This is a genomic window from Pontibacter vulgaris (assembly GCF_022758145.1).
Taxonomy (GTDB): Bacteria; Bacteroidota; Bacteroidia; order Cytophagales; family Hymenobacteraceae; genus Pontibacter; species Pontibacter vulgaris.
The window spans coordinates 224,378-246,262 of sequence record NZ_JAJVDH010000002.1 but is presented as its reverse complement, the minus strand read 5'-3'; the positions used below and the strand labels follow the sequence as shown (position 1 = coordinate 246,262).

At 45.2% G+C, this 21,885-nt stretch carries 16 protein-coding genes; 8 read left to right on the top strand and 8 right to left on the bottom strand.

Features of this window, described 5'->3' with window-relative positions:
• The first annotated feature begins 148 nt into the window (after nt 1-148).
• Entirely contained in the window at nt 149-3,913 is a 3,765-nt protein-coding gene (locus LWP20_RS02010; RefSeq protein ID WP_242926440.1) for a S8 family serine peptidase, read from the top strand.
• Nucleotides 3,914-4,099: 186 nt separating this feature from the next.
• Here LWP20_RS02010 and LWP20_RS02005 read toward each other — a convergent pair whose 3' ends face one another.
• The 5 genes from LWP20_RS02005 to LWP20_RS01985 form a co-directional block, all read right to left on the bottom strand.
• Nucleotides 4,100-6,628 carry a DUF5916 domain-containing protein gene (locus LWP20_RS02005; protein WP_242926439.1) on the bottom strand — a complete coding sequence of 843 codons (2,529 nt, stop codon included), beginning with the start codon at nt 6,626-6,628 and terminating at the stop codon, nt 4,100-4,102.
• Nucleotides 6,629-6,870: 242 nt separating this feature from the next.
• Complete coding sequence (locus LWP20_RS02000; protein WP_242927094.1) at nt 6,871-7,254, bottom strand: co-chaperone GroES; 384 nt, start codon at nt 7,252-7,254, stop codon at nt 6,871-6,873.
• Nucleotides 7,255-7,270: 16 nt separating this feature from the next.
• The gene (locus LWP20_RS01995) at nt 7,271-7,798 is read right to left on the bottom strand and encodes a hypothetical protein (protein ID WP_242926438.1); all 528 of its coding nucleotides are present in this window, start codon (nt 7,796-7,798) and stop codon (nt 7,271-7,273) included.
• Nucleotides 7,799-7,903: 105 nt separating this feature from the next.
• On the bottom strand, nt 7,904-9,103 hold the full coding sequence (locus LWP20_RS01990; protein WP_242926437.1) for a homogentisate 1,2-dioxygenase: 1,200 nt from the start codon (nt 9,101-9,103) through the stop codon (nt 7,904-7,906).
• Between the two features lie 81 nt (nt 9,104-9,184).
• Nucleotides 9,185-10,861: a S41 family peptidase gene (locus tag LWP20_RS01985; RefSeq protein ID WP_242926436.1), complete on the bottom strand. Its 1,677-nt coding sequence runs from the start codon at nt 10,859-10,861 to the stop codon at nt 9,185-9,187.
• 285 nt (nt 10,862-11,146) lie between these two features.
• Between LWP20_RS01985 and ruvX the strand changes: the two genes are divergently transcribed.
• Nucleotides 11,147-11,563: a Holliday junction resolvase RuvX gene (gene ruvX, locus LWP20_RS01980; protein WP_242926435.1), complete on the top strand. Its 417-nt coding sequence runs from the start codon at nt 11,147-11,149 to the stop codon at nt 11,561-11,563.
• Nucleotides 11,560-12,129, top strand: a complete 570-nt coding sequence (gene def / locus LWP20_RS01975; protein WP_242926434.1) for a peptide deformylase — start codon at nt 11,560-11,562, stop codon at nt 12,127-12,129. The genes ruvX and def overlap by 4 nt, the downstream gene beginning before the upstream one ends.
• Before the next feature lie 96 nt (nt 12,130-12,225).
• On the opposite strand, the gene LWP20_RS01970 is transcribed toward def, so the two are convergent.
• Entirely contained in the window at nt 12,226-12,609 is a 384-nt protein-coding gene (locus tag LWP20_RS01970; RefSeq protein ID WP_242926433.1) for a rhodanese-like domain-containing protein, read from the bottom strand.
• A 187-nt stretch (nt 12,610-12,796) separates the two neighbouring features.
• Nucleotides 12,797-13,177, bottom strand: coding sequence for a VOC family protein (locus tag LWP20_RS01965; protein ID WP_242926432.1), 381 nt, complete (start codon nt 13,175-13,177; stop codon nt 12,797-12,799).
• A gap of 643 nt (nt 13,178-13,820) precedes the next feature.
• Between LWP20_RS01965 and LWP20_RS01960 the strand changes: the two genes are divergently transcribed.
• The 3 genes from LWP20_RS01960 (at nt 13,821) to LWP20_RS01950 (ending at nt 17,838) form a co-directional block, all read left to right on the top strand.
• Nucleotides 13,821-14,840 (top strand): zinc dependent phospholipase C family protein, encoded by a 1,020-nt coding sequence (locus LWP20_RS01960; protein WP_242926431.1) that lies wholly within the window; start codon nt 13,821-13,823, stop codon nt 14,838-14,840.
• A gap of 143 nt (nt 14,841-14,983) precedes the next feature.
• Nucleotides 14,984-16,570, top strand: coding sequence for a serine hydrolase (locus tag LWP20_RS01955; RefSeq protein ID WP_242926430.1), 1,587 nt, complete (start codon nt 14,984-14,986; stop codon nt 16,568-16,570).
• Nucleotides 16,571-17,262: 692 nt separating this feature from the next.
• A complete protein-coding gene (locus LWP20_RS01950) occupies nt 17,263-17,838 on the top strand; it encodes a YceI family protein (protein ID WP_242926429.1) in 576 nt (191 codons plus the stop codon).
• A 112-nt stretch (nt 17,839-17,950) separates the two neighbouring features.
• On the opposite strand, the gene ettA is transcribed toward LWP20_RS01950, so the two are convergent.
• Nucleotides 17,951-19,621 (bottom strand): energy-dependent translational throttle protein EttA, encoded by a 1,671-nt coding sequence (ettA, locus tag LWP20_RS01945; RefSeq protein ID WP_242926428.1) that lies wholly within the window; start codon nt 19,619-19,621, stop codon nt 17,951-17,953.
• Between the two features lie 365 nt (nt 19,622-19,986).
• On the opposite strand from ettA, the gene LWP20_RS01940 reads away from it, so the two are divergent.
• Together LWP20_RS01940 and LWP20_RS01935 are read left to right on the top strand one after the other, a co-directional pair.
• Complete coding sequence (locus tag LWP20_RS01940; protein WP_242926427.1) at nt 19,987-21,291, top strand: DUF349 domain-containing protein; 1,305 nt, start codon at nt 19,987-19,989, stop codon at nt 21,289-21,291.
• Between the two features lie 279 nt (nt 21,292-21,570).
• Nucleotides 21,571-21,792 carry a DUF2795 domain-containing protein gene (locus tag LWP20_RS01935; RefSeq protein ID WP_007652164.1) on the top strand — a complete coding sequence of 74 codons (222 nt, stop codon included), beginning with the start codon at nt 21,571-21,573 and terminating at the stop codon, nt 21,790-21,792.
• Nucleotides 21,793-21,885 lie beyond the last annotated feature (93 nt).

The following is a 21,885-nucleotide window of genomic DNA, read 5'->3' as shown; positions in this document are numbered from 1 at the left end:
GTTTGAAAATGACCTTTATCCGCTATACTTCTGTTGCAATCCAAAACAGTAACAATAGTATTATTTAGCGCTTTAATAGCCCAGGTTGGCATTATCGTACATTTATAGTAACTTGAAAGGCTATAATTTTTACTCTATCTAAGTTTTTATGAAAGGATTAAGCCTATGGTTTGCCGCTTTAGCCGTGGCAACTACCACAACGGCGTATGCACAGCGGGGCAATGCTCCTAAACGTGCGAACTCAGTGGCGCTGCAGCAAATTGCAACCCAGGCTGATAAAGAGTACCAAGAGAACTACGCGAAGGCTTTGATCCTTGCAAAGAAACACGGATGGGTAATAGAAAAAACCTACTCTGATGGCACGCACATGTCGCTGCAGGGGCTTGATAAAAGAGGCTTACCTGTTTACTACATTACCTATAACAACACCCGCGCGGCTGCTACCACCAACACCGACCAGCTGTGGGCAGGCGGCTCATTGGGCCTGAACCTGAGCGGTGCTGGCAGTGCCGTAAACAACAAATTAGGAATCTGGGATGGTGGCCGTGTACTGGAAACGCACCAGGAACTGAAAGGCCGTGTTGTGCAGAAAGATAAACCTACCAAAGTCGACGGCCATGCCACCCACGTAGCGGGTACCATGATTGCCAGCGGCGTTAATGCACTGGCCAAAGGTATGGCATTCGGCACAAAAACACTGATGGCTTATGATTTCAACAACGACATAACAGAAATGGCAGCGGCAGCTTCAGGGCTGCTGGTATCTAACCACTCGTATGGCTCTTTAACGGGCTGGCGCTTTAACTCCGACCGCAAAGGCACAGCCGAAGACCCTTATTGGGAGTGGTGGGGCAACCCCGACATCAGCAGCACCGAAGATTATAGGTTTGGGTACTATGATGAGTCTGCCTCTAAGTGGGATAAGATTGCATTCGAAGCACCTTATTACCTGATCGTTAAATCAGCAGGAAACAGCCGTGGCGAAACCGGGCCGGAAGTAGGCAAGCCATATTACCAGCGCGACAGCAACGGCAAATTCAACTTAGTAAGCAGCCGCCCGGCCAGCATCAGCAGTAACAATAGCTATGATATCATCTCAACTTACGGCAATGCTAAAAACATACTTCTTGTAGGCGCTGTAGAACCCATCTCTACTGGCTATAACCAGCCTTCTGATGTGCGTATTTCCGGATTCAGCAGCTATGGCCCTACCGATGATGGCCGTATAAAGCCAGATATTGTTGGTAATGGTGTAGCAGTATTATCTACCTCCAGCGAGAGCGACCGTGCATACCAAAGTATGAGCGGCACATCTATGGCGTCGCCAAACGTGGCAGGAAGTATGTTACTATTACAGGAGCACTACAGCAACCTGAACAACGGAAACGTAATGCGTGCGGCTACTTTGCGCGGCCTTGCCATACATACTGCCAGCGAGGCAGGCACAGCACCCGGCCCCGATTATGTTTATGGCTGGGGATTATTGAATGCCGGCAAAGCCGCAGCACTTATATCCAACACCAATGGCACACACCTTTTGCAGGAAAAAACACTGGCCCAAAACGAGGAATACACGCTGCAGGTAACAGCATCCGGAGCAGGCCCGTTGGTAGTAACCATCGCCTGGACCGACCCTGAAGCAACAGCCGTAGCCTTAAACACCAACGCATTAGACAATCCTGCTCCACGCCTGGTAAACGACTTGGATGTGCGCATCTCAAACTCAACTACTACTTTCCTGCCATGGATACTTGACCCTAAAAACCCAGCTAACGTAGCTTCCCGCGGAGATAATATTCTGGATAACGTGGAACAAGTGTTGGTAGAAAATGCAATACCAGGCGAAACGTATACTATCAAAGTAAAACACAAAGGCACTCTTCAGCGCGGGCCACAGGCTTTTTCGTTGCTGGCAAGCGGAGTTGGCGGTACAGCTTATTGCACCAGCGCACCAAACACAGATCAGGGCGCTTTTATTGATGAGTTTAAAGTAGGTGATGTTGCAAAGTGGCAGTGGCAGGCGGGCACATGCACCACTTACAGCAACTATACCAACCATACTTATACATTCGAGCCCGGCCAGACCAAGTCGGTAAGTATATCAACGGGCACATGCGGAACGGACGCAGCCAAAGCTCCTAAAGTGTTTATAGACTGGAACGGAGACGGAGATTTTAACGATGCCAGCGAAACAGCAGCAACATTCAGCACGCTAACCGGCAATGCCGATTTCACCTCTTCCATAACAGCCCCGGCAACCGTAGAAATTGGAAGAACCGTACGGATGCGTGTGGTGCTGGCTGAAACAGCAAATGCCGGTAGTATAACTGCTTGTGGCGCTTACGAGCGCGGCGAAACCCAGGATTACCTTGTAAAGTTCGAGCGCCCGCAGAAGGATGTAGGAGTAGCCACTATCAAACTCCCAACCTCGGCACTTTGCGCTACTCCAAACCAGCCATTAAGTGTACTAATACGCAACTTTGGTACTGCCGCAGCATCCAATATAACTGTTAAAGTAAAAGTTCTGCGCAATGGCCGGGAGGTTACTACACTTTCTGAGCAATACAAAGGCACGCTGGCAGCATTCTCGCAGGATGAGTTAATGTTTAGCAATGGTTTTGCCACAGAAGCAGGCGCGACTTATACACTGGAGGCATTTACCGAATTTTCCGGCGATGCCGTGCCAGCAAACAACAGCACCCGGCAAAGTATAACTATAGCCGCTAATGCTGCTGCGCCGCAGGCTGCTATTTATCGTTGCGGCAGCGCCGGTACGTATAGCTTAACCGGATCCGGCGATGGCACCATTTTCTGGTATACTTCTGCTACTGCCACTCAACCTATAGCTGCAGGCAACCAACTGCAACTACCACTTACTATATCGGGCGGCACACTTTACGCTTCTCTTAATGACTTTTCGGCAACTATTGGCCCTGCTACCAAAGGCTTTGCCACGGGCGGTGGTTATAACCAGTTTACACCGGACGTTCTTGTTACTACCAATGCACCCATGTTGCTGGAAAGTGCGAGGTTATACATTGGCAACGGCGGCAAGATTACGTTTACAGCTTATGATCAGGATGGGGCACCCGTATCTTCCAGAACATTAACTGTTACGCCGACCAGAACCATACCAGGCCCGAAGGATCAGCCAGATGATCCGGCTGACCAGGGAGCCGTTTATTACCTTGGCCTGGAACTGCCACATGCGGGCAACTATAAAATTGCTATTTCTTATGAAAACGGTGCTACCATTTACCGCAACAATGCAGGTGTAACAGGCTATCCGTTTGGCATACCTAATGTATTTACCATAACCGGTAACACAGCCACCACTACACCAGAAGCCTATTACTATTATTTCTATGACCTGAAAGTAAGTGCGCTGGGCTGTAAAAGTGAGCGTATACCTGTAACTGAAAAGATAGGCACACCGCTGCAAAAGCCACAAATTACCCGCAGCAACCTTACCCTGAAATCGAGTGCAGCAGAGGGCAACCGCTGGTACCTGAACGGCAGGCTTATACAGGATGCTACAAACCAGAACTACATACCTACCCAAAGCGGAAATTATACTGTTATGGTGGTGAAGGATGGCTGCATCTCAGAAATGTCTACAGCTTATACTTTCTCTTTCCAGCAGGATGGCCCTGAGATCGGAGCTGAGCTGGTAGTATCGCCAAACCCAAGCACAGGCCGCTTTAAAATACTATTAGAAACAAGCCAGCCGGAGGATATCAGCGTTGATGTTACTGACCTGATGGGCAACCTGATTTATACCCGCTATGTGAAGAAGTTTAATGGTTTATATGAAGGCACCCTGGATCTTTCATCTAGAGCATCGGGCATCTACCTACTGCGTGTGCGTTATGGCAGCACCACCTATACCCAAAAACTGATGGTACAGCATTAATCTGAAAGTATAAAAACCAACTATAAAGGAGCGGCTTTTGATAAGGCCGCTCCTTTTTTATACTTATACTTCATTTCCGCGCAGATTTCGACCTGACGCAACATTTTAGCAACTGCTTTAAAACATAAAATCCGGAGCTGTACTTGCTCCGGATTTTATGTTTATACTTTGTTAACTTAAAGCAGCTTACGATTTCTTCAGGCGTTTCTTAAGGGTAAGGTAATCGATATAATAAAGCACCTTAACAGAGAAGCTGTTGTTCTGCGGCGATGAGATCGTGTTAGAGAAGTTATCCAGGTAACGTGGCACCACTACATTTTTGCTCTCGTGTATGGCATTTTTCCAGACAACACTAATCTCGCTGCCCGGTGCAAACCACCACGAATAAATCATATCGATATTGAACACATTGAAGTTGATGTTATGGTTAGCGCCTGCATATTTGTCGTTATAGCCATTCGGATACGTATCGGGCTGCAATAAGCCATCGGCAGTTAAACGGTGGTAGTCTTTATACTCAGCTTTGGTCCAGTAATGGCGTGCCCGCAACGAGACCGACATTTTGTTATTGAAGCTGAAGTTACTTGTCAGGGTACTTGATGTCGTATTTAAATTGCGGCGGCCGAAAATAACAAAAGGCTCTTTCGTATCATTTATGCCAGGTTCAGGATTTATCTTTTTGGCAAATCCCATCTCGTCAAACCGCAGATTACGGCTGTAGCTATATGTAAACGAAAGCTTATCGTTTACACGGTATCTTGGCGAAATATCGAAGTTAATGTTGTTCCTGTTATTCTCGTCAAACCAACGGTAATTACCGCTCACATCCAGGGCAAACTTTTTGCGATAATCCGAAGATACATAGCCGCCTATGTTATTGTTTGTCGGAAAAGTATAATACCTGCCTGCTACACGCGGCTCAAAGAAATCATAGGTAATAACCGGCTCAATATTAAAGAAGGCTCCTGCACTCATAAAGTTTTTAAAGGTAGTGTTCAGGTTACCGTAAATCACGAAATTCTGAAACGTATCGGGTTTATACCTGCGTGCATAAACAGCGCCAATGTTAGTATACATATTCAGGAATTTCCAGAACGGCTGGTAGAAGTTATAATTAAACTGCAGGTTTTCCTCCACGGAATTGTTCACGAACAGGATACCTAGGTCGTTTGGGTTATAGGTATCGGAAATAAGCGTATGAGAACCGTATACCTGGAAGTTGCCGCTTATCTTACCAACGCCTACACGGTAAGTATGGCCCAGTGCTGTACTGTCAGAAAAATACTGCTGGCTCAGAGCTGCCTTTCCGTCTATGGCATAGGTATTCTTCTTATTCGCCAGTTTAAATACTAAGCCTGTCAGGTTAGCATCGTAGGTGCTGCCCTGCCGCATTACGTTGTTATTGATCAGGGTAACGTAAGAGTTATTCTTCAGCGACTGATCTAAAACGGTTATGTTATAGTTGGTAAGCGGCTGTATTTCTTTCTCAAACCTGTTGCCCTCGCTATCTTCTACAGTTGCAAACTGCCGGCCCACCACGGCGTTAAAAATACCTACTCCCAAACCAGATTGTGTACGCCCCGATACTTTAGTACCGTTCAGCATTTTGGTTTCGAGCGGTTGTTCGATAATTTTATTTCCAAGCTTTGCTTCCTCGTCGCTACTCAGCGGGTTAATGGGTGCACCGCCAATTCTGCGCGAATACAGGAAGTTACCTTTATTAAACAGCTCGGTACCTTCCATAAAGAATGGCCGGTTCTCGTTATACTGCACCTCAAACGGCGACAGGTTCAGTACCTGGTTATCAGATTGCACCTGGCTGAAATCAGGTATAAGTGTCATATCCAGCGTAAAGGCATCGTTAATACCATACTTCACATCCATGCCGCCGCCAAAGTTATAGTCGCTTTTATAGCTCACACCGTTGCTGCCTTCTTTTGGTTGTGGAATGCTTTCGGCATAAGCTGAAATATAAGGCGTGAAAGATAAGCGCAAGGGAGCTTCTATGTTTTTGATGCCGGTTAATTTACCCCATTGGTTCACAAACCCATCTACTGCCGGGTCTACGTGGTTCCAGAAATAGCCCTGACGCGTTGACTGCCGGTTACGCATAAAGTTAAGGCCCCACAACTGCTCCGGTTTGCTGCTGAAACGAATTGCAGAATAAGGAATTTTAAACTCGGCGACCCAACTGTTGCCCTGCAGGCTGGTGTTACTTTCCCAAACAGCATTCCAGCTAAAATCTTCGCCGTTAGAGGAGTAGCGGGCATCGAGCTGCACGCCGGCCGGTGTGGTAAAAAAGCCAAACCCGTTTAGTTGGTCGTTATAAGTATCCAGGAAAACGCCAAAGAAGTCGGTATTGCCCAAATCGTCGCGTTTCCCCATTTGCCTGAATATACTATCCTGCGACACGTCGTTCATGATCGCTCCTATATAGATGGCTTCGTCATCATACAGTATGCGTACTTCCGTGGGGTGTACTTCGGCTGGTCCGGGAGTTGGCCTGTTCTGGATAAAATTGGTGGCAATCTGGGCCTGTTGCCAAATGGCTTCGTTTAACACGCCATCTATTTTAGGCGCATCTGTTATGCGAAGTGCCTGCAACTCTTTAGCCGGCTTCTTTTTTACGTTTTGTGCCATAGTATGGGTAGCAGGCAACAGGGCTACCAAAACAACTACCAGGCATAAAAAGGCGGATAGTAATAATTTCTTCATAGTTTGGAAATGTGTGGCGGTTAAATCTGCTGCAAATGTAAGAATTAGAAAGTAACGGCTCTGGAAAGATGAAAAATAGATACCTAAGGTTGCTTGAAGAATAAAAAATATTTTAGAAAATATTTAACTTGATTTCAGCCAGCTTGCGTTCGCCTCGGAAAACCATCGCAGGAAGTATAAAAACAAAAGAGCCATACCCTTTGTGGGGTATGGCTCCTGATAGCTGGGTTTATACTTTATACTTACAGATCTTCTTCGCGCACCAGCATCAGAACAGCCGATTGCGGAACTATAAAATACTTCTCGCCGAGGTAGCTTATTTCGATGGCATCGCGCTGCAGGTAAATGGCCAGGTCGCCTTCCTTAGACTGCAACGGAATATAACGCACCGCTTCTTCTTCCTGCTGCTCCCAGGGTTCTTCTTCTTCAAAACCATAATCAGCTGCAACCGGGTAGCCGGGCCCAACTTTCATAATGTAGCCTTCCTGCACTTTCTCTTTCTGTTGCACTCCGGGCGGCAGGTATAAACCGCTTTTGGTTTGCTCCTGCGCTTTCTTGGGCTTTATGAGCACGCGGTCGCCTACGATAATGATTTTTTCTAACTTGTTCTTTTCAGAAACTCTCATTTGCAATGTATGCATGTTATATAGGGTCAGCTGTAACTTTAAAGCGCATATCTGCTCTTATTGAAATATCCTGCGAAATTGGTTTCGCCAGCGTAGCCTTTGTTTTTATAGTATACGAGTCGCTCTTAATATATTTATCAAGCTGGGCGTTGGTAGACTTCAGAGTAAGGCTGCTAACATTCTGAGGTATCTCATCCAGATAAGCCAGGCGCGTATCGCCATTCTCTGAATTGCTGATATAAATTTCGATGTTCTTCAGGAAGTTGAAGTTCTGGCCCTGCGGATCCGAAATTGTCAGCGTCAGTTTGTTCAGCGTTACATCTTTTACCAGCTCGGCGCGCGTATTGTTATTTTTAAAAGTTTCCTGTGAGTTAGTCGTAACTGCAACCGGTGTTAAGGGTACTACTGCGCCAATCGGAAAATTAGACTCGATTTTAATTGTTTCGTCTTCGTTGATGTAGAATGTCAGCAATTCATCCAGCTTCTCACAGGCCGTTCCAAAAAATACAACAAAGGCCATCAACACAAAAAGTGCTTTCTTCATAATGTAAAGGGTAAATTTATTTAAGTATAGATTAAAAATAAACATAGCAAAATGACTATACTTGCTCCACTTGCTAAAGGTTAGGTTTGTACTGAAATTTATACTTTAGTCGAACATATCGGCAGAGCGTGGCGGATTCGGATGATTCTCATTCCAGCTCATCGGGTAATTCTTATCCATGTAAGCTACTGCTTCTTCGGTCAGGTGTAGTGGCTTAAAAGTATCAATCATTACGGCATATTCATGCGTTTCCTTTTTGCCTATACTTGCCTCTACTGTGCCCGGGTGCGGCCCATGCGGAATACCTCCAGGGTGCACCGTAAACGAAGCGCGGTCTACGCCTTTTCGGCTCATAAAGTCGCCAGCCACATAGTATAGCACCTCGTCAGAGTCTACGTTAGAGTGGTTGTATGGCGCAGGTATAGCTTCCGGGTGATAATCGAACAAGCGTGGCACAAACGAGCAGATCACAAAGTTGTGCGCCTCAAAGTTCTGGTGTACGGGAGGTGGCTGATGCACGCGGCCTGTTATCGGTTCAAAATCATAAATAGAGAACGCGTACGGGTAGAAATAACCATCCCAGCCAACAACATCAAACGGGCTGAACTCATAGTGATACTGGTGCAGCATGCCATCTTTTTTGATCTGTACCAGGTGCTCGCCGCCGGCTTCAAACTCGATCAGCTCGTGCGGTGCCCTGATATCACGCTCACAAAATGGTGAGTGCTCCAGCAGCTGGCCAAAGTGGTTGCGGTAGCGGCGTGGCGTTTCAATCGGGCTGAAAGATTCGATTACCAGTAAGCGTACCGGGCCTTCGTTAAATTTAAACTGGTGGATAATAGTACGCGGAATTACAATGTAGTCGCCTTCCCGGAACTCCAGCTTGCCCATTTGCGACAACAGCACGCCACTTCCTTCATGCACAAACACTACTTCATCGGCCTGTCCGTTTTTATAGGAGTAGCTCATCTCCAACTCCGATGGATTGCAGATACTAATGGCAACATCGTTGTTCAGCATCATGGTTTTGCGGGCGCTCAGGTAATCGGTGCCTGTGGTTTTCACATCCAGCGTGCGCAGGTGGTGCGGTGCCAGTTTTATACCTGCTGCCACTTTAGGAGCATACGGCACCGGCTCGCCAATGCGGGCAATACGTGTTGGCGGATTTATGTGATACAGCAACGACGAAACGCCGCTAAAACCCAATGTACCCACCAGCTGCTCAGCGTACAAACTGCCATCTGGCTGGCGAAACTGCGTGTGCCTTTTATGAGGAATGTTTCCTAATTTATGGTAATAAGCCATGTGCTTTGTCTGTGCTTATAGTTATACTTGCCTGCCCAGCGGGGCTTTGCAAATATAAGCAACTAATTAAAACTGTATAGTTTATGAGTTACCTTTTGCCAGGCGTTGTGCCCGGGCAAACTGCTTCAGGGCCTGCTGAAACTCCTCATCCGACTCATGCAATACCGGGAAGAAGCCTTTATTACCGTATACACTTCGGGCTATAAATGCCTTCAGGTTATTCCGGATCAGGTTTTTAGAACGCTTAAATTGGGCATCGTTGTATACCACGCCTTCCTCGCCTGCCAGTTTTACAAGCTCCTGCAGCATTTTATCTGATACATCAAACGATTTGTTAAAACGCTCGAAAGACATTTTCTCCAGGCTCTTGCGGTTATCGCGGTAGTAGCCTAAAGTATACTCCCGGATAACATTTTTGGTATATAACTGGCTCAGGTATTCTGAAAGCTCTGTTGTATCGCGGGCTACAAATACATCCGGCATAATACCGCCGCCGCCATATACTACACGCCCTTTTGTTGTTTTATACTTCAACGAGTCTACAAACAGGCTGCTATCCGGGTGAAAATACTCACCGCGCTCAAATCGCTGCAACATATCCTGCTCATACTTCTCTGCACCATCTACATAAGATTTCTGAATAGAGCGGCCGCTTGGTGTGTAGTAACGTGAAATTGTCAGGCGCAGCTCGGAGCCATCGTTTAACGGAATCGGCATTTGCACCAGGCCTTTACCAAACGAACGGCGGCCAACTATAAGTGCACGGTCATTATCCTGCAGGGCGCCTGCCACAATCTCCGAAGCCGAAGCGCTGCCTTCATCCACTAATACTATAAGGCTACCGTTTTCGAAATCGCCTTTTGTGCGGGCATGTGTTTTAGAATCATACTTGGTGCCTTTGCCATCGGTATAAACTATAAGCTTATCACCGGCAATAAACTCATCGGCCATGCGGGTGGCGTGGTCCATGTAGCCACCGGGGTTGCCGCGCAGGTCAAGTATAAGCTGCTGCATGCCTTTCTTCTTCAGCGATGTAAGCGCCTGCTTAAACTCATCAAAAGTATTGGCCGAAAAACGGCTCACTTTAATGTAGCCGGTATTGGCATTTACCATGTAGCTAACATCTACTGATGAGGTAGGTATTTTATTGCGCTGTAAGTTAAATGTAAGCGGTTTGCTACTGCCTTTGCGCAGAATGCTCAGGTTTACTTTGGTACCTTCTGCCCCACGCAGGTGCTTAAATACCATTTCATTTGTAATACCTACGCCTGCCAGGTTCTTGCCATCTACTTTTATGATCTTATCACCGGCCTGTATACCTGCCGCTTCCGATGGGCCACCGCTTAAAGGTGTGATCACATAAATAGTATCTTTAAAGATATTGAACTCTACACCAATGCCTTCGAAATCGCCTTCCAGGTAAGATCTGGCCATGGCTAACTCTTCTGCAGGAATGTAAGAAGTATGCGGGTCCAGCTTCTCGAGCATTTTAGTGATGGCGTAGTCCGAAAGCTTTTCAATGTCCACGGTATCAACATAATCGCGGTCAATATAGCTTAGGATATCGCGGAACTTCAGGTAACCTTTGGCAGTGCTTTGCGGGTTATTGCCCGAGGGTGAAAAGGTGTTTGCCCCTATCAGCACGCCCACAACCAGTGCCATAGCAATGTATAGCGGCAAGCGCACCTGAAACAACGTGTTACGCTGCTTATGCGGGTGGCCCTCCTGCTCTGCCGTATGTTTTATTTCCTCGCTCATATCTTTAGTAAATATGGTTAAATATAAAGGGTAGGAATCGCTTTCGGGAGCCTCTCCTGTTATAAAAATTACTGTTTATACTTAACACCAACCCTAACTCCTTTTACCAGAGCAGCTTGCAGTAAGTTTTAATTTAAACACCTAAAGCACTATACTTTGTTCGGTTAGGCAAATTATACTTGTATTTATCCTATCAAGCATAGTGCCACAGCTACAGTAGCAGCATCTTATCCGAATAAATATGCTACCTTTGCAGTTTAGAATGGCACATTTGCCAAAAAAACTATGGGCAGAATACTGGCAGTTGATTACGGGAATAAACGGGTGGGCATTGCAGTTACCGATGTGCTGCAGATGATCGCCAATCCGTTAGAAACCGTTCATGCCAAAGATGTGTTTACATACCTGAAAGACTATGTGCAGCGCGAGCCTGTGGATGCTTTTGTGGTAGGTATGCCCAAGCGCCTGACAGGTGAACCAACCGATGCCACGCAGCATGTGATCGGGTTTGTGCGCAAGCTACAGAAGGAGTTTCCGGCTATACCGGTGCATACCGTGGACGAGCGTTTTACATCGAGTATGGCAAAAAAAGCAATGCTGGCCGGTGGCCTTAAAAAAATGGCCCGCCAGGACAAAGCCACAGTAGACCGTGTAAGTGCTGCCATTATTTTACAATCGTATTTAGAAAGCAAAGCGATATGATTTACCCTATTACCGCCTACGGCGACCCTGTACTAAAGGAAGTTGCCCAGGATATTCCGCAGAATTATGAGAACCTGCAGGAACTGATCGAGGATATGTTTGCCACCATGTACCATGCCCATGGCGTTGGCCTGGCTGCCCCGCAGATAAGCAAAAGCATCCGCCTGTTTGTAATTGACTCAGAGCCGATGATGGATGATGAAGACGAAGGTAAGGGTGTGAAAAAGGCATTTATTAACCCGGAGATTATTGAAGAGGATGGCGAAGAATGGGGTTTTGAAGAAGGCTGCTTGAGCATACCGGGCGTGCGCGAAATGGTTTACCGCCCAGAGCGCATTGTTATCCGATATTTTGATGAAGAATGGAATGAGCATACCGATACCTATGATGGCATGACTGCCCGTGTTATCCAGCACGAGTACGACCACATCGAAGGCATCCTGTTCACCGACCACTTGAACGGCCTGAAAAAGCGCCTGATCAAGAACAAGCTTACCAAAATATCGAAAGGCGAAGTAGACGCCGATTACCGCATGAAGTTCCCGGCGGTAGACAGACGCCGCTAAGTTTTTAGTTTACGAAGTATAAAAACGGCCTGCTATAGTTTTATAGCAGGCCGTTTTGGTTTATATATTCTGATAAAATCAGGTTAATACTTTTATTTATTTGGTAACCGCTTTGCCAGATTCTACCCACGCTTTTAAGCCACCATCCAGGTGGGCAACATTATTATAACCCATTTGCTTTAAAGTAGATGTAGCCAGAGCAGAACGCCCGCCCGAGGCGCAATGCAAGATCAGCCGCTTGTTTTTGTCAAACTCTGGCCGGTGGTAAGGTAATGTAGAATCGGCATAAAACTCGAGCATGCCACGTGGCGCATGTACGGAGCCCGGAATACTGCCGTTTTGTTCCAGTTCCTCGCGTTCGCGAATATCAATTAAAGTCGCATTGCCTTTCGACAACTCTTCGTTCACCTGGTCCGGCGAGAGGTTTTCAATTTGCTGTTTGGCATCTTTAACCAAATCAGTAGCAGACTTGTGTTCCATAGCGATCCTATAATTTATAAAGCCAATATTTTCACGGATTTATAGTATATCGTCGCGCTACGGCAAATGTTGTCTTTACATACTTATAGCTACTCTGTTTGCTTAAATAACCGGGCTGATAGTATGAACTAAGGCGAATTGCATGGCCTAACCTACATCCCAAAACCCCATACTGTATGTAAATTCATTAACCCAGCACTTCGCAAGCCTCCAGCACATTGCCATCAGGATCGAAGAACAAGAAATATTTCACATAATTATCCTGCATTATTTCTTCTACAGCTAAGCCTTTTTGAAGAAGATCTTGTCTGAGGCTAACTGCATCCACTGTCTTAAAGATTGGGAAAGAAGCAGTGTCCTTATCAGCTTCTACTTTTTTATCTGTTTGCCACAGTGTCAGGCTGGTAGGCCCATTAGTATCCAGAATTGCAAGCTTCGTAACAGGGTCATGCCAAAGCAGGCCAAAACCTAAATTATCCTGATACCAGTTTTTGGAGGTTTCCAGGTTACTGACACGAACAATTATGGTATCAATTCCCTGTAAAAGAGTAGCTTCTTGCCTGTTCATTTGTAGATCTGCTTACAATTTGACTTATTATTGATCCGTATTACCAGTTAGTCCTTTCTTAATGTTGTTGGTGTTAACAGAAAGCCCATTCATCTGATTTCATAACTCCAAAGTAGGGTTTATGTTATTTTGCCGGTTCTGTATTTCGTATGGGTTTACAAATTGCCGCTCTCGGACCTGCTTTGCTGTAATGTAGCTTCCGTAAAGGCAAGGTTGTAATGCGTTATTTGTTTTTCATTTCAATACTATTAGTTTTCAAGAACAGTTTTGTACTCCACCTAAATAGGAGTGTCCAGTTCCAGCTAATGGGCAACCAACAACCACACATCCACAAAAAACCTGAACGTAGCCGACTCCACAAAATTGATGTACTGGTTTTGGGTTACGGTTATAACTTCATCAGCAGAGCGGGTTTTCTGTTAATCATTAATCCATTATTTAACTGGTTTCAAAAGCATAGGTTAAGCTATTTATCTATGATGATCAAAGTCATAAGTTAATAACAAAAGCCCTACCTATACTTATTGATGTCCGTAATCTGTTTCTGCCTTACAACTATAGTCCTTAAGTATAAACAGCCTCCCGCGTAAAGAATAAAGCAGTTCCAAAATCAACTTATAGTTATGTTTCGTACACGGCAGGTATGGCCCGACCTTTAAAAGTTATACTTATACTTTTTGCAATTTTGCTGCCTTTACAGGGTTATTCCTGGGGTTTTTATGCACACCAGCGCATCAACCGGCTGGCAGTGTTTTCACTTCCGCCCGAGATGATCGGCTTTTACAAAAAACACATCCGCTACATCACAGAAAATGCTGTAAACCCAGATAAACGCCGCTATGCGGTGGAGGGCGAAGCTGCCAGGCACTACATAGATATAGACGTGTACGGCGACAGTGCCATCTACAAAATGCCGCGCTTCTGGCCCGATGCTGTAGCAAAGTATACCGAAGATACGCTTCAGGCTTATGGCATTGTACCCTGGCATATAAACCTGATGAAGTACCAACTCACACAGGCATTTAAAGAACGAAACCTGGACCGCGTACTGCGCTTATCTGCTGACCTGGGCCATTACATAGCTGATGCCTGCGTACCCCTACATACCACCCACAACTATAACGGGCAACTGACAGGGCAACATGGCATACATGGTTTTTGGGAATCAAGGCTGCCGGAGTTGCTGTCTGCTAACTATGATTTCTTTACAGGGCAAGCTACTTACATAGAGCAACCGCAGCTAAAAGCATGGGAACTGGTTACCAGCGCACACCTAGCCCTGGATTCTGTATTAACTTTTGAGCGGGAACTGACCAGAGCTTATGCAGAAGACAAAAAGTATAGTTTTGAGCTTCGCAACAACCAAACCACCAAGGTATACTCGCGGGAGTTTTCTGAAAATTACCATAAACAGTTGAACGGCCAGATAGAACGGCAGATGCGCCTGGCAATTCGTACTGTAGCCAGTTATTGGTTTACGGCATGGGTAGATGCCGGCCAGCCCGAGTTCAAGCCTTTTGCAACTGATATATCAGAGGAAGAGCGGCAGCGCCTGAAAATGGAGCAGGAAGAATACCAGAAAGGCACGCACAAGCCACGCGAGGAAGGAGATGCGCTGCTTCTGCCAGACACAAAAAGCATCTGGAGCCTGCATAAAGTATAAATCTGTAGTTAAATCAGCAGCTAATCTCAGATTTGCCAAAGTATAAACGCCATTTGGCTTATTCAATTCAATCCTATTAAAAACCCCTTTTGCCATTTGGGCTATCCTAACTATCTTGCTGCCATACAAACAGCTACATATACATGATCAACAAAAATACAATCCTCACTTTCCGGAGTTTCTTTCTGCTTCTGGCAGCTCTGCTACTTCAGCAAGGTGCTATAGCCCAGCAGACCAATACTGCTGCAACTCTCAGCAAGCTCGATGCTTATTACCAGAAAGCTTTAAAAGACTGGAACGTACCGGGCATGTCCATTGCCATTGTGAAAAACGATTCTGTTATTTTTTCCAAAGGCTACGGTGTTCAGAATATTAAAACCGGCGGCACCGTAGATGGCAATACTATTTTTGGTATTGCATCTAACTCCAAAGCTTACACGGCTGCTGCACTGGCCATTCTGGTAGACGAAGGCAAAATTAAGTGGAACGACCCGGTGAAAAAGTACCTGCCATACCTGCAGTTGTACAGCCCATACGTTACCGAAAACCTGACCATAGAAGACTTGCTGAGCCACCGTGTAGGCTTTACCACGTATGCCGGCGACCTGCTCTGGTATAACACCACCTATAGCCGCCGCCAGATTCTGGAACGCGCCCGTTACCTGCAGCCCGCTTATGGTTTCCGGGATGGCTATGGCTATTCTAACCTGATGTTTATTGCCGCCGGAGAGGTGGTGGAAGCTGTATCTGGTAAGCCTTGGGAAGCATTCGTGAAAGAACGTTTTTTTGCGCCGCTTGGCATGAGCCGTTCCTATACTTCAGTAACAGAGCTTGCCGGCAAAGATAACGTAGCATCTCCGCATGGTTATGATGAGAAGCGCAACCCGTATGCCACTACGTTTATGCCATGGGATAACTGGAACCCAGCCGCCGGTATTTTCACTAGTGCCAACCAGCAAGCCCAATGGCTGCGCCTGCAGCTAAACCGTGGCACTTACAAAGGCAAGCGCATTTTCAGCGAGAACGCCAGCCGTTATATGTGGACAGCCCATAACCCACTACCAATTTCTAAACAAGCTGAAGAGATCACACCCTCTACACATTTTTCTGCCGCAGGCCTGGGCTGGATGATGACCGACTACCAGGGGCGCAAAGTAGTTAACCACAGTGGCGGGCACGAAGGCATGAACAGCCGTACAGTTTTGGTACCGGAAGAAGGTTTGGGAATTGTGATCCTGACCAATAGCATGAGCAGCATTATGGCACCTATTGCCAACTATACTTTAGACCAGTTGTTTGGTGTGCAGAATGGCCGCGACTGGAGCCAGTTTGCTTTGGATAATGCAGCAAAAGCAAGAAAAGCGCAACAGGAAGCCCTTGCAAAAGCGCCTAAAGAAAAGGTGCGTAAAAGTAAACCAAGTATGGCTTTAGAAGATTACGCCGGCACTTACAACAGCCCGCTTTACGGAGATGCTACCATAGTTGTACAAAATGGCAAACTGGTATTGCAAATGGTACCAGCACCATCTCTGGGCGGTACCCTCGCTCACTGGCAGCACGACATTTTTGACCTGGACTGGAAAAACGATTTTGCATTGCTAACTCCTACCCGCGTCCGCTTTTTGATGGACGCAAATGGTAAAGTAGCCCAAATGCGCCTCGACTCTGATAACCCTGACTTCAATTTTGAAGAACTGGAATTTACGAAAGTCAAACCTGCTGTTTTGTAAATAAACACATTAGAAAAGAAAGGCCGTTATACAAGTATAACGGCCTTTTATATCAACAGGGTCTGCAGCAAATCAGTAAGTATAACTATGGCTTTGCATAAACATCTGCCTGGTTAACAAGAAAAATCTTTAGAAAAAGAAGGCTGCCCCAGAAAGGGGGCAGCCTTCTTTTTTGTGTAAATGAGAACTAGCTATGCAAGCATAGTGCTTATTATACTACCAGTAATAAAATAAGCTACTACTACTACGTAAGCAAATCCTTCATTTAGAGTAAAATTTTTCATGATTTTTGTTAAGCTTTAGGGTTTGTGGTTGAACAATACGTTTAGTATTAAACTAGTTGTGAATAGCATTTAAAGAATGCTATTCGGTAGCTAATACGACACAAATAAATATTAGTTATATTTTATATACAAGTACTTATATATTTTATTTACTTTATTTAATAAAAGTTATAACTTTAATATTATTACCTAACAACAAAAAATGCAACTATCTATATTTCAATACCATGCAGCCCTAAGCCCTAAGAGGTAGAGTACAAAAAGAAGAGACTAGAAATAGTTTATAAAAGAATCAATATATTTTCGCGATCAAATAACAATCAGCACTGAAGATAAAAAATTCACATAGCACAAAAGCCTGCTTATCTACATCTATAACTTCCCTAAAATCTCATAGTATAACATACTATGAAGTCGCTCTTTAATTGGGTTGTTTTTGGGATTATCAGCATACTAATAGCTACTTATGCTTTGCCATTGGCAAACGGTCAATCGGATTGGAGTAGTAAACCTGAGAAGAGTACTATTAACTACATTCTTAAACACCCTTTACATACAGTGAGAGGCACAAGCTCCCGGATAAAAAGCAAAGTGAGCATTAATGATACCAAAGGCATACAAGCTGTTACTACTACAGTACCCGTTAAATCTTTTGATAGTGGCAACAGAACACGCGACAAGGATATGCTGAAAGTAACTGAAGCCGCCACCTATCCTGAAGTAAAATTTACCAGCACAAGTATAACAGACCACAATACCCACCTTGTAGTTAAAGGGCAACTGCAATTTCATGGTATAACCCAAGATATTACATTTCAGGCCAAGCAGCAACTTGTTAATAACGAGATTTTAGTAACCGGCTCCTTCCCTATCAGCCTGGAAAACTATAAGATCAAGCGTCCGTCTATTTTTGGTATGGCTGTAAAAGATATTGTTACCATTGAGTTTCACATAGTATACACGGCACCCAAAACCACACCCTGAAATACAACCGGCTATACTTATAAATAAAAATCCCGCTACATTGATGCAGCGGGATTTTATACTTTAAAATCAGAAATCTAACTATAATCTCTGATCTATATTATACTTAAAACTATACCAGTTTCTTATAACGGATACGCTTCGGCTCAATATCGCCCATACGCTTCTTTTTGTTCTCTTCGTACTCGCTGTAGTTGCCCTCAAACCAGTATACCTGCGAGTCGCCTTCGAAAGCAAGAATGTGCGTACAAATACGATCCAGGAACCAGCGGTCGTGTGAAATGATTACCGCGCAACCGGCAAAGTTCTCCAGCGCATCTTCCAGCGCACGGATCGCGTTCACGTCCAGGTCGTTGGTAGGCTCATCGAGTAAAAGTAAGTTACCGCCTTCTTTCAGCGTCATGGCCAGGTGCACACGGTTACGCTCACCACCCGATAAGTTGGCTACTTTTTTCTCCTGATCGCCACCTGAGAAGTTGAACTTGCTCACGTATGCACGAGACACTACCTGACGGCCAGCCATCATCATGTGCTCCGTGCCACCAGAAATCACCTCGAACACCGATTTAGTCGTGTCAAGATTTGCGTGCTCCTGATCTACGTAAGATATCTGTACCGTAGAGCCTACAGTAAAATCTCCTGCATCCGGCTTCTCCTGGCCTGTGATCAGTTTAAACAAAGTTGTTTTACCAGCACCGTTTGGCCCGATAATACCAACTATACCACCTTGCGGCAAGGCAAAGTTCAGATCTTCAAAAAGAAGTTTATCGCCATAGGCTTTGCTTACATGGTGCGCCTCAATTACCTGGGCACCCAAACGCGGTCCATCAGGTATAAACAATTCTAGTTTTTCTTCTTTCTTGGAAGCCTCTTCGCCGGCTAACTTATCATACTGGCTGATACGGGCTTTAGACTTGGCATGACGCGCTTTAGGGGCCATTTTAACCCACTCCAGCTCGCGCTGTAGTGTTTTCTGGCGCTTGCTTTCGGTCTTTTCTTCCTGAGCCAGTCGGTTAGATTTCTGCTCCAGCCAGCTGCTATAGTTGCCTTTCCACGGAATACCTTCCCCACGGTCCAATTCCAGAATCCAGCCAGCCACGTTGTCAAGGAAGTAACGGTCGTGGGTAACGGCAATTACGGTACCTTTATAGTGCTGCAGGTGCTGCTCCAGCCAGTCCACCGATTCGGCATCCAAGTGGTTGGTAGGCTCATCCAGCAATAGTACATCCGGCTCCTGCAACAGCAGGCGGCAAAGGGCTACGCGGCGCTTCTCACCACCCGACAGGTTACCTATAATGGCATCTTCCGGAGGCGTGCGCAGGGCATCCATGGCGCGCTCCAGGCGGTTGTCCAGTTCCCAGGCATTGTGGTGGTCGAGTTTTTCCTGCACCACGCCCTGGCGGTCAATGAGCTTGTTCATCTCATCGTCCGTCATCTCTTCGGCAAACTTCATGTTTATCTCATCGAATTCCTTCAACAAGGCAACCACTTCAGCTACGCCTTCTTCCACCACCTCGCGCACAGTTTTGGTTGGGTCCAGCTGTGGTTCCTGCTCCAGGTAACCAACAGAGTAACCCGGCGACCATACTACTTCGCCTTGTATTTGCTTATCAATGCCTGCAATAATTTTCAGTAAGCTTGATTTACCGGAACCGTTAAGGCCCAGCACACCAATTTTTGCGCCATAGAAAAAAGACAGGTAAATGTTCTTAAGTACTTGTTTCTGGGGAGGGTAAATTTTGCTTACCCCGGCCATCGAAAAGATGATCGTCTCGTTACTCATGTTGTATTTATCTGTTAACCCTTAATTCATTGTTATCACCTTACCTGCTTTTACTATATATGGAAAATACATATTCAGGCGGTGCATGATCTTTCTTCTAAATAATAAAAGAATTACAAATATCGTAAAAATTCATGCATTTATGATTCACAAAATTGATCTGAAATACTTAAACTTGTAAAAATCTGTATGGGTTAAGTGTGCCTACTTGCTTTAGCACAAAATTAATAGGTTGCCTGTTGCAATTTTCTCCTGTTATGGAGTTTACAGCAGTTTTATAAAAACGCACCCCGTTAACTTGCGTATGCTATGGTTAGTTTATTATGCCGCCTAACCCTATTTTCGAAGTATAACCCGATCCTTAAATGGAAAACAACGATCTATTGGAAGAAGCCAGAAAGTATGGTTTTATTCAGGACCAGCAAGTTTGGCTAAAAGCTTTTATGGATTATCCATCCAGAAAAGTTGGCGAAGTAAAAGAATCAGAGGAAGATTCTCTGGTATATTTTGCAAAACGCTTCGACATGTTCCGCGAAAAAGTAAACGACCTGCTGGGGCGTATTAACACCTCTGAAAACAAAGGCTCTTTCCTGATGAAGGTGCTGCACATGAAGGAGCAGGTAGGCAACTATGACGCGCTGGGTAATTTCGAGGAAATCTTTAACACGCTGAGCAAAGCCGAAGAAGAGATAAACGAAACCATAAAACACAATCGTGAGAAAAATCTTGCGATTAAAATGGGGTTGATACAGGAGGCCGAGGCGATACAGGATAGCATAGAGTGGAAAGAAACATCTGACAAGATGAAAGACCTGCGCGCTACCTGGATAAAGACCGGACCAATTGAAAAAGAGCTTACCGAAGAAATAGAAGAACGCTTTAAAGATGTGCTGGAAGGCTTCTTCGAGCGTAAGAAAAACTTCTTCAACGATAAAAAACAGATGCAGAACCGCACCTATGAGAAGTATAAAGATCTCATAAACCAATCGGTGCGCCTGCAAAACTCTGAAGAGTGGGAAGAAACCACAGCCAAATTAAAGCAGCTGCAAAACCAGTGGAAAGAAGTTGGCGGCAACCTGCCACGCCAGGTAACCAATAAGCTCTGGACCGATTTCCGCAGAGCCCACAACCACTTTTTCGAGCGCCTTAAGGTAAAAATCACCACTGAAAAGACGGAGTCGAAAGACAAATTCTACGAAACTAACCTGGTAAAGAAAAACCAGCTGGTAGAAGAAGCCGAAAACCTGCTGCAACACCAGGGCTTAGGCGAAGGCGTGCGCCGCGCGAAAGAACTGCAGGCCGAATGGAAAAAAGTTGGCCCTGTGCATCCTTCTGTTTCGGATATGGTATGGGAGCGCTTTATTAAGGCCTGCGATAAAGTATTTGAACTGAGCAGCCTGGAGCATTACATCCGTAAGCGCCAGCAAGGCGATGCAACTGACACTGATGGCTTACAGGCCCGCATCAATGCACTTCGCGATTTTATAAAATCTGATAAACAGGAACTCGAATTACTGGAATCTAACCTGGGCAAGTTAAGCGATACGCCAAGTAACGATGCTTTTAAAAGCATGCTGCAAGGCAAAATCCGTAACTTTAACCGCAAAATAAACACCAAGCACGAGCTTATCGAGATGTTTAAAGGCCAGCTAAGCACCAGCAGCAAATAGTAATATAGAATTATAGCTATATTTTTTTGGAAGCGCCTGTTGTTTATGCAGCAGGCGCTTTTTATATTTACCAATGTAGCCTTCGTGCAGCATCTGTTATTCAGATTCAGCGTTCAGCAAAAAACTCAAAAACTTTGAGAACATTTGTTTATAGATTGCGTTGTGTTGTAAAAACAGACAAAAAAAGCAATTAAGTTGTGGTAAATATTTTTGTTTACCTATATTTTTATACTTTTGCAAACTATTTTTAAAAGCAACTAAGTTAAGGAGAAACATACTATGTATTGGACACTGGAATTAGCCTCATACCTGGAGGATGCACCCTGGCCAGCAACAAAAGACGAGCTGATTGATTACTCTATCCGCTCTGGCGCACCTATGGAGGTGGTAGAAAATCTACAGGCTCTGGAGGATGACGGACAGCCTTACGAGAACATCGAAGAGATCTGGCCTGACTATCCTACTAAGGAAGACTTCATGTTTAACGAAGACGAGTACTAACATTAATTAGAAATTATGAATTAGAAATTAGAAATTGCTCTTGAACGGCACTCACATTTCTGATTTTGAATTTCTAATTTTTAATTGACATCG